Origin of the sequence: Lentilactobacillus sp. (assembly GCF_040773105.1) — a bacterium.
Lineage (GTDB): Bacteria > Bacillota > Bacilli > Lactobacillales > Lactobacillaceae > Lentilactobacillus > Lentilactobacillus parabuchneri.
In genome coordinates this window covers 1-9,710 of the sequence record NZ_JAXGWW010000067.1, presented here as the reverse complement: position 1 = coordinate 9,710, position 9,710 = coordinate 1, and the positions used below count along the sequence as shown (strand labels likewise).

8 protein-coding genes and 1 pseudogene are annotated in these 9,710 nt (G+C 43.7%); 4 read left to right on the top strand and 5 right to left on the bottom strand.

From position 1 onward, the window contains the following. The 5 genes and pseudogenes from pgi to scrK all read right to left on the bottom strand — a co-directional run. Nucleotides 1-339, bottom strand: a pseudogene (gene pgi, locus AB3112_RS05170) (glucose-6-phosphate isomerase); the annotation flags it as partial. A gap of 122 nt (nt 340-461) precedes the next feature. Beyond that, on the bottom strand, nt 462-851 hold the full coding sequence (locus AB3112_RS05165) for a VOC family protein (protein ID WP_057909858.1): 390 nt from the start codon (nt 849-851) through the stop codon (nt 462-464). A gap of 129 nt (nt 852-980) precedes the next feature. Beyond that, nucleotides 981-1,739, bottom strand: coding sequence for a hypothetical protein (locus AB3112_RS05160; protein ID WP_057909859.1), 759 nt, complete (start codon nt 1,737-1,739; stop codon nt 981-983). A 1-nt stretch (nt 1,740) separates the two neighbouring features. Next, nucleotides 1,741-2,742 (bottom strand): zinc-dependent alcohol dehydrogenase family protein, encoded by a 1,002-nt coding sequence (locus AB3112_RS05155; protein ID WP_057909860.1) that lies wholly within the window; start codon nt 2,740-2,742, stop codon nt 1,741-1,743. A 71-nt stretch (nt 2,743-2,813) separates the two neighbouring features. Next, nucleotides 2,814-3,689, bottom strand: coding sequence for a fructokinase ScrK (gene scrK / locus AB3112_RS05150; protein WP_084973964.1), 876 nt, complete (start codon nt 3,687-3,689; stop codon nt 2,814-2,816). Between the two features lie 415 nt (nt 3,690-4,104). On the opposite strand from scrK, the gene AB3112_RS05145 reads away from it, so the two are divergent. The 4 genes from AB3112_RS05145 to AB3112_RS05130 form a co-directional block, all read left to right on the top strand. Continuing rightward, entirely contained in the window at nt 4,105-5,463 is a 1,359-nt protein-coding gene (locus tag AB3112_RS05145; RefSeq protein ID WP_057909862.1) for an SLC45 family MFS transporter, read from the top strand. Between the two features lie 15 nt (nt 5,464-5,478). Continuing rightward, on the top strand, nt 5,479-7,734 hold the full coding sequence (locus AB3112_RS05140) for a glycoside hydrolase family 65 protein (protein ID WP_367334063.1): 2,256 nt from the start codon (nt 5,479-5,481) through the stop codon (nt 7,732-7,734). Between the two features lie 202 nt (nt 7,735-7,936). After that, nucleotides 7,937-8,587 carry an NAD(P)-dependent oxidoreductase gene (locus AB3112_RS05135; protein ID WP_084973968.1) on the top strand — a complete coding sequence of 217 codons (651 nt, stop codon included), beginning with the start codon at nt 7,937-7,939 and terminating at the stop codon, nt 8,585-8,587. A gap of 139 nt (nt 8,588-8,726) precedes the next feature. Beyond that, nucleotides 8,727-9,710: leucine-rich repeat domain-containing protein (locus tag AB3112_RS05130; RefSeq protein WP_367334062.1), on the top strand; the 984-nt coding region annotated here is incomplete at its 3' end.

Sequence of the window (9,710 nt, the reverse complement as noted above, 5' to 3'; positions counted from 1 at the left end):
CACTTGCGGGAACTTTCTGCGGTCATCTGGCAGATAGTTGAAGAAGGTGTCGTTCAAGAAATCAACGGCCATCTTGGCACCCAGGTATGAACCCCCGATTCCAATAACAACCAGTACCTTTGAATCTGATTGGATCTGCTTAGCAGCAGCTTGAATCCGAGCAAATTCTTCTTTGTCGTAGTCTTTAGGAAGCGTCAGCCAGTCACGGAAATCACTGCCGGCACCTGTTCCTTTACGCAATTCGTCGTCAGCAGCGTTCACCAATGCCTGCATTTCGCCAAGTTCATTATCGTGAACGAACTTTGATAATTTTGAGCCATCAAAAGAAATATGAGCCATTATAGTACTTCCTCTCAAGAATAGATTAATTAGTTAAGTTCATTATAAAACAAACTACCTGATGGCACGAGTCCCATCAGGTAGTTTGAGAGTTATTTCAAAAACAAATCATCCGACGGGGACTAAAGAATTTGGCAGAACTCGATTGTTTCTTCGTTAGGGCCGAGGATGTTGAAGAATTTGATCCCCTTATCCCAGAATGAAGGAATTGATTGGATTTCGTCGTTAACCATTCGTAATCCTTGGGCCTTGGCGTCAGCAAATGCTTTTTCAACGTCTGGTGTGTTCAATGAAATATGGTTGATTGCACCAGCCTTACGAGCAGTTGGGTCGCCTTCCCATGTTTCAATGGTTAGGTTGCCAAAACGCATGAATGCGCAACGGTTCTCACCATTATGGAACAAGCCGGCTTCTTCAAAGCCAAGTGACTTGTAAAATTCAATTGTTTTGTCCAAATCAACTGATGGAATACCAACGTGTTGGATTCCGGTAATATCATCTTTAATTGCCATGATTAATTTCCTCTTTTGTATCAAATTTTGTAACCGTGTACATTTGTTATGAAAATCAAACCTAAGATAGGTCCATTAAAATCGTGTTTGATTTTTGATGAAATATCTTAGGCCGATTTGATGCGAGCTTTACTCATCTTTCCCAACATCGAGCGCTTGATGCTTTAGGTTAGGGAAGATTTTCGTATCCGCAATTCCTGTAATACCACCTTGGAATAGGAACGCGAAAATGGTTCCGATTCCGAAGTTGGTGAATTGACGGGTGATTGCGAATGCCAGGATCGCCATCAGTGTAGGTGGGATGTAAGAAGCCCACATTGCTGTGTTGGCATTTCCTTTGAAATATTTAAAACGCAGAATCTGCATTAAGTCATCAGCGGGATGCAACACTAAGTTGACACGCTGGTAAATTGAGATTGCAGTCCCAATCATTGCGACACCCAAGAAGTTCAAGACGATGTAAAATCCGATCATGAATGGGGTCTTTGCGGGTGGGAACCCACTGAACAATGCTGGGTACTTACCAAGGAAGAAGTCTTCGAATACTTGAATCAACGCGGAGAAAGGAACCATGAAGACCAAGTTACCTAAAGCTCTTCGCCAACTCCAGTGACCCACTAGGATGGCGTTTAAAATTGTAATCACAACTCCAAGAATTAAGAATGTCCAAAACAGATTCCAGCCAAATGCGACAGCCAGGTTAGCTTCTGCGGCAGTCCAGTAAGCCGATCCCAAGTAGGAAGGGTGGATTTGCGCACTCGTTACCAGTGTCAGTACATTTCCGGCAGAGTTGATTACCAGTGAAATGATGAAGAAGGTAATCGACTTGGACATCGAGATCGTCCGGCCATTTAATACTTGGCTGGCTGATTCCTCGGTATTTTTCAAACTATTCACCTACTTTAACAACGGCCTTTGAAACACCTTTAGTCTTACCTTGCAAGAATGGTTCAACTTCGTCTAAGTCGAAGACGTTGCTGATGATGGCATCAACGTTCAAGTCACCACTTTGGAGAAGGGCGATTGAGTCTTCGAATGCATTAGGGTTGATGAATGAACCTTGAACAGTTAATTGCTTTTGGTAAACTTCGTAAGTGTTCATTGAGAAATGAGCATCTGGCTTACCAACACCGAACATCAATACTTGAGCACCCTTGCGAGTAGCTTCGATTGCTTGTTCTTGAGTTTGTGGTAATCCAACGGCTTCGATAACAACATCGTAGTCAGCAGGAAGCTTGTCACGAGTCGTGTTGAATGTGTTGGTAACACCTAATTTTTCACGGTTGAGATCCAACTTTTCGTCGATAATTCCGGCCAAGTCAACTTGATGAACACCATAAGCTTGGAGGATTTGGGCGAACAATTGACCCATGAAGCCATCACCAATAACTAAGGCTTTTTGGTATGGTGTCAATTTAAGTAAGTCGATACCATGAACGGCACATGAGATTGGTTCGATAACAGCAGCATCCTTCAAAGATACGTTGTCAGGAATAGGGTAAACGTTTGTGGCAGGAGCAGTGAATGATTCTTCAAGGCCACCATTACGAGTTACACCAACGGCTGAGAGGTTGTCACAGAGTTCTGGACGGCCAGTGTGGCAGTAGAAACATTTGCCACAGTAGATGTTAGGGTCAACAGTGACACGATCGCCAACTTTGAAGCCATCAACGTTTGAACCAACTTCGGAAATAACACCTGAGTTTTCGTGACCAAAGACGATTGGAGGAACAGCATCAGCTGAACCTGGAAGGCCGTTATAAAGGGCGTGATCAGTACCACAAACACCAGCGTAAGCAGTGTCGACACGTACTTCGTCAGGCTTTAATTCTGGCTTGTCAATGTCTTGAATTTCCATGTGTTGTTTTCCAGTAAATACAAGTGCTTTCATAATATAAATAATCTCCTTTTAATATCCGTTATTCCACAAACGTTTGCGGAATGTGTCAAAAAAATAATCTGTTACTTGTTGTATTCTTTCAAAGCTAAGGCAAAGTCACCGACTGTTGCTGAACCATTTTCTTTGACCAGCGGCATCACGATATATTTATCGAGGTCACCAACGTCAACGTAATTGTTCAGTAAGTCATTAAACTGTGCCCGAACCTTCTTCAAGAAGTCCTCGCTGACAACACCGCCGCCAAAGACAATCTTGGCTGGACGGAGCATTAAGGTGACTTGAATTGCTGCTTGAGCAACGTAGAACGCCATAATGTCCCAAGTGTGATCCGTTATCGGAACATCTTGCCCCTTCTTACCAGTTCGTGGTTCAAATGTTGGTCCTGAAACCAAGCCTTCCAAACAGTCGCCATGGTAAGGGCAAATTCCCTTAAAGTTAAGGTCGTCCGGATGACGTTTCAAACGAACGTGCCCCATTTCGGGATGGCCGATATCACCAACGAAGTTTCCGTTGACAATTGCACCAGCACCAACTCCGGTACCAATGGTGTAATAAACCAACGAATTAATTTTTTCGTTGAACAGCGTTGCCATCACGTACTCGCCATAAGCGGAGCCGTTAACATCGGTTGTCCAACTAATTGGGATATCAAAATCCTCTTTAATCCGACCTACAAAGTTTGTATTGGCCCAGCCTTTTTTCGGGGTATTTGTAATGTACCCGTACTTAGGCGAGTTCTTACGAAGCTCAATTGGTCCAAATGAAGAAATCGAGATTGCCTTGAGATCCTTGAACTGCTTGAAGTAATCAACAGTCTTTTGTAAGGTCTCTTTTGGAGTGGTCGTAGGAAACTGCGTCCGATCCAAAATCCGGTAATCCTCGTTACCAACGGCACAAACAAATTTTGTACCACCAGCTTCAACACTACCTAACAACATGTAAATCTCACCACCTTATGAAATTGTTGTTCATCAAGTTACTTGTGAATGCTTGTTCAATATAAAACATTTTTGATCGAAGTGCAATGAAAACAGTGACGGTATTTACATACGTCTTTTTCATAATTATCTTCAGGTCTAGACCACAAACGTTATATATCAGTGAAAATCGTCAAAAAACTTTTTTTCTTTAATATTTTGGTACTCATTTTCTTGGTGACAGACTCGTCCGAAATCCATTCCTTCAATAGTAAGAAGAGCCGCAATGGAATCGGTACCAGAAAGAATCGGAGAACAAATTGATCAAAATGCTCACTCAATTTCATGCAACCGTTTGCATTTTATTTTAAAAGGTGTCATAATACAAAATGTAAACGCTATTATAATTTATATTTTTGAATTGGAGGAATCACAAATGGATGAAGTAAGTAGTTCAGCAGCGACTAAGAAGTCTGGTTTACCCACGCTTCCTGCCAGCACAATTTGGATGATTAACTTTGGCTTCTTGGGTGTGCAGATTGCATTTACCCTGCAGAGCTCACAGATGAGTCGGATCTTCCAAACCATCGGGGCAGACCCTAATAAGTTGGGGTGGTTCTTTATCTTGCCACCACTTGCCGGATTAATTGTTCAACCGATTATCGGTTACTATTCAGATCGAACTTGGGCACCAAAATTGGGTGGCCGTCGATTACCTTATTTGGCACTTGGAACTCTGATTGCCATTATCGTCATGTGTCTGTTGCCTAACTCGGGAAGTTTCGGGTTCGGGTACGCGTCCATTACGGCCCTGGTGTTTGGGGCCGTTACCGTTGCCTTACTGGATGTGTCGTCAAACATTGCGATGCAGCCATTTAAGATGATGGTTGGTGACATGGTTAACGATGATCAAAAGAGTTACGCATACGGAATTCAAAGTTTCTTATCAAATGGTGGTGCGGTCATCGCAGCCATCTTCCCATTCATCTTTACCTCATTAGGTGTGGCCAACACCGCTAAGAAGGGGGTTGTCCCACAATCAGTTGTGATTTCATTCTACGTTGGGGCCGCCATCCTACTACTTACCAGTCTGTTAACGATCTTCAAGGTTCATGAATATGATCCTAAAACTTACGCCAAGTATCACGGCATTACTGAAGAAGCCAACTCAACTGGTGGCAACTGGTGGAAATTACTGAAGAAGGCACCAAAAGTATTCTGGACTGTTACCTTGGTTCAATTCTTCTGCTGGGTTGCCTTCCAATACCTCTGGACATACTCTGCCGGAGCCATTGCCAGCAACGTTTGGAACACAACCAACGCAACTTCTGCAGGTTATCAAGCTGCCGGAAACTGGTACGGTGTTCTCGCTGCCGTTCAATCAATTGCCGCCGTTATCTGGTCATACGTTTTGGCTAAATTACCAAATAACCACCATAAGTTAGGCTATTCATTAAGCTTGGCGCTTGGTGCAATTGGATTTATTTCCGTCTTCTTCGTTCATTCACAGTACATTTTGATCGTGTCATTTACCCTCGTTGGAATGGCATGGGCATCTATGAACACTTACCCATTAACAATGGTTACCAACGCCTTGTCTGGTGAGCACATGGGGACTTATCTCGGACTATTCAACGGTTCAATCTGCCTGCCACAAATTGTTGCCTCACTTGCCAGCTTTGGTTTGTTCCCATTACTTGGAAACGCACAACCAAACATGTTCCTGTTAGCCGGTATCATCATGGCCTTGGGAGCAGTCTCAGTTGGATTTATTAAAGAAACTTATCGAGCATAGAAAGGACATTAACTTATGAAAAGAACTTTTGAAGTAGCGCCCTGGAATATTGTGACCCATGATTTCAAGCCTGAAGACAAACGCCTGCAGGAATCAATGACCAGCCTTGGAAATGGTTATATGGGGATGCGTGGCTTCTTCGAGGAGAACTATAGCGGTGACAGTCTTGCCGGCGTTTATCTCGGTGGTGTCTGGTATCCTGATAAGACCCGGGTTGGCTGGTGGAAAAACGGCTATCCAGATTACTTTGGTAAAGTTGTCAACGCGGTTAATTTCATTAAGATGAACATCAAGATTAATGGTGACGCCGTTGACCTCGCTAAGGATCAATTCAGCGATTTTGAATTGAACCTGGATATGAAACAAGCATTGTTAACCCGCTCATTTACCGTTACTAAAGGAGATGCCAAAGTTGGCGTTAAATTTGAACGTTTCTTGAGTGTTGCGCAGCAAGAACTTTCCGTCCAGCGGGTTTCCGTTAAGAATCTTGGTTCAACGAAAGTCGATCTGACAGTTGATTCTTCAATCGATGCCGATGTGAAGAACGAAGACGCCAATTATGACGAACGGTTCTGGGAAGTCCTTTCAACCAAGCAGGGAACCGATAGTGGAAATGTCGTTGCTAAAACGACGCCGAATGCATTTGGCACCCCACGTTTTACCTCAGGGATGGAAATGCGCAATGTGACGGATTTGAAGGCAGTAAATGTTTCTCAGCCAAACGACAAAGAAGTTGTTAATCAGTTCACAGGCGAGTTGGCACCAAACGACTCAGCCCAACTTGAAAAGCGTGTGATTGTCGTGACCTCACGGGATTATGATTCAACAGAATCTTTAACGGCTGCCATGACTCAATTGAGCGATCAAGTCGCAAGTCAATCCTATGACGAGTTGTTTGCTGCTCACACAAAGATTTGGGCAGATCGTTGGAATAAGTCTGACATCGTCATTGATGGGGATACCGAGGCACAACAGGGAATTCGCTTCAACTTGTTTGAACTCTTCTCCACATACTACGGTGAAGATTCACGGTTGAATATCGGTCCTAAAGGCTTTACTGGTGAGAAGTACGGTGGCGCCACTTATTGGGATACCGAAGCGTTCGCCGTTCCTGTTTATCTGGGAATCACCGACCCCAAAGTGACACGCAACTTATTGATGTATCGATACAAGCAGCTTGATGGTGCCTACCATAACGCCAAACAGCAGGGCCTCAAGGGCGCTTTGTTCCCAATGGTGACATTTGACGGAATCGAGTGTCATAACGAATGGGAAATCACCTTTGAAGAAATTCACCGAAATGGTGACATTGCCTTTGCGATTTATAATTACACCAGATACACGGGTGATACGTCATACGTCCTAAACGAAGGCTCAAAGGTGTTAACTGAGATTTCCCGTTTCTGGGCTGATCGGGTTCACTATAGCCAACGAAACAAGAATTACATGATTCACGGCGTTACTGGTCCGGACGAGTATGAAAACAACGTTGATAACAACTGGTACACCAACATTTTGGCCCAGTGGACGTTGAAATACACACTTGAAATTCTCAAAGAAGTTTCACCAGAACAGGCTCAGAAGTTAAATGTCAGCGATGACGAAAAGAAGCATTGGCAAGATATTGTTGATCATATGTATTTGCCTTATGACAAGGATCTTAATATCTTTGTTCAACATGACGGCTTCTTGGACAAAGACCTCAAGCCGGTCTCAGAAATTCCTGCCGACCAACTGCCACTTAACCAGAATTGGTCATGGGATAAAATCTTGCGTTCGCCATACATCAAGCAGGGAGATGTTCTTCAAGGAATTTGGGACTTCATCGATGATTTCACGCCGGAAGAGAAGAAATCGAACTTTGACTTCTACGAGCAATACACGGTTCATGAATCAAGCTTGTCACCGGCTAATTACTCAGTCTTGGCAGCTGATCTTCACTATGAAGAAAAGGCCGTTGAATTGTATGAGCGGACTGCTCGACTTGACTTGGACAACTACAATAACGACACCGTCGACGGCCTGCATATTACAGCGATGACCGGTGGCTGGATTGCAGTTGTTCAAGGATTTGCCGGCATGCGGGTTCGGGATGGTGAAATTCATTACGCACCATTCCTACCGAAGAAATGGTCACACTACTCATTCAGACAGGTCTTCCGTGACCGTCTGATTGAAGTTGACGTCGACCAGGATGGGTCGCACTTCAAATTAATCAGTGGCGAGCCGATCACAATTGACGTAGCCGGAAAGCCGGTTAAGTTAGCTTAATAAATAGTTGAATAGTCATTAAACAAGTCAGGAGCTGTCGATAAGCTCCTGATTTTTTTGTGGCCGTAAACGCAGTTGCAACAAGGCGTAGCGCAGTCAAAATAGTTGACCACCGTGACAAATCAGCGGATACTAATCATATAAATTAAAACAATTTGCACAATAATATGACACGCGATTGATTATTTTGGGAGGCTTGAACATGACACTTAAAGTAGGCGTAATTGGGGCAACCGGAATGGCTGGCAGTGCAATTGTCAACGAAGCTGTTCGCCGTGGCTTTGAAGTAACAGGATTTGTTCGCAATGCAGATAAAGCACGGGACATGCTGCCGGACGGGGTCAAACTAGTGACGAAGGACGCCTTTGAAGTTCAACGCGTTGATATTTCAGACTTGGATGTCTTAGTTGATGCATTTGCCACCCACGATATGAGTCAGGCATATAAGCACGTTGACTTGGCTGCTCGACTGGTTGAATTGGCAAAAAATACTGATAAGCCCCGGCTGTTCTTCATACTGGGAGCTGCCAGCCTTGAAACCGGCAACGGACATCGGTTAATTGATAAGCTTGAAAAGATGCCCAATAACGAATCGTTTATTGAGGTGCCACGCCAACAGTTTAAGGAATACCAACTGTTAATGAATACCAAGAATGTCAATTGGGTTGCGGTTTCACCGAGCGCTAATTTTAAGCCGGGGGATGCGACAGATTTTGTGCTTGGGAAAGACAGTTTGTTGACCAATGCAGCTGGCAAATCAGAAATTACTTCGGAAACGATGGCTAAAGTGATTAATGATGAAATGGAACATCCAACTCATCATAATGAACGATTTACAGCTGTCGGCCAATGATCAGGTCTCTTTAGAAGTTATAGGGGCTTAATGGCCAGATCGGAAATAATTTGTTGGCTTTTTAAGGGTAACTTAAGATTGATTCAATATAATTAATTAGTTAATGCAATAGTGACAACCTGTTTCTGGGGGAATTTAAATGAAACAATCAAAGCTGACAGCAGTGTTGTTAACACTTACATTGGGGATTGGAACCGGTATTGTTGATACTGGTTATTTGATGTCCCCTCGTGATGCGTTGGCCGCTGACACAGCGACAACGGGGGAATCAACACCACAGTCTGATTTTAAGTGGTCCTTTGATTCTGTAAACAAAACAGCAACCGTAACGGGCGCTAATGTCTGGTTTGGTCAATCGGGGAATACCGAAAGTAGCGTCGTGATTCCTGATACGGTTACCAATGATGGCCAAACATATAAAGTAACCAGTATTGGTAGTCATGCATTTGACTACCAGGACGGCGTTGTGAGCGTGACCCTCCCGAAATACTTAACAACGATCGGAGAGTCGGCTTTTGCGTATTTGAAAAATTTGACCAATGTTGATTTCTCTCAAGCAACGAATTTAAAAACAATTGGTAATTTGGCTTTTGTCGGCCTTCAACAGACGACACCAATTACACTACCGGACTCAGTGACAACTATTGGCCGACTGGCGTTTGCGTATGCCCACGTTTCTCAAGTGAATTTGGGACAAAGCGTTCAAACAATTGGCGAGAAAGCCTTCGCTGCGATGGACAATTTGGCAAAAGTATCGCTTAATTCCAATTTGGTGAGCATCGGGGATCAAGCCTTTGTTTATGATAGTAAACTCTCTGACGTTAATTGGTCGGATGCAACCTCACTTAAAGATATTGGCGAAGGCGCCTTTGTGTATGCGGGACTTAAAGGAACCATTCCAATTCCTGCTGCTGTTCAAAGCATTGGCAATCAAGCGTTTGCTGGTAATCAAATTACCGGAGTCACGTTTGATGATGCACTTAAAACTATCGGGACATCTGCTTTTGCCTACAATAAAATTACAAACACCGTGACAATTCCTAAAGGTGTGACATCAGTCGGGATCCAGGCTTTTGTTGGCAACCTGATCAAAGAAGTTGACCTTTTAGGAAGCTCATCAATT

Bases quoted from the DNA above. Each gene is read 5' to 3' on its own strand.
- AB3112_RS05165 (WP_057909858.1), bottom strand. From the start codon at position 851: ATGGCAATTAAAGATGATATTACCGGAATCCAACACGTTGGTATTCCA.
- AB3112_RS05155 (WP_057909860.1), bottom strand. From the start codon at position 2,742: ATGAAAGCACTTGTATTTACTGGAAAACAACACATGGAAATTCAAGAC.
- scrK (WP_084973964.1), bottom strand. From the start codon at position 3,689: ATGTTGTTAGGTAGTGTTGAAGCTGGTGGTACAAAATTTGTTTGTGCC.
- AB3112_RS05145 (WP_057909862.1), top strand. From the start codon at position 4,105: ATGGATGAAGTAAGTAGTTCAGCAGCGACTAAGAAGTCTGGTTTACCC.
- AB3112_RS05140 (WP_367334063.1), top strand. From the start codon at position 5,479: ATGAAAAGAACTTTTGAAGTAGCGCCCTGGAATATTGTGACCCATGAT.
- AB3112_RS05135 (WP_084973968.1), top strand. From the start codon at position 7,937: ATGACACTTAAAGTAGGCGTAATTGGGGCAACCGGAATGGCTGGCAGT.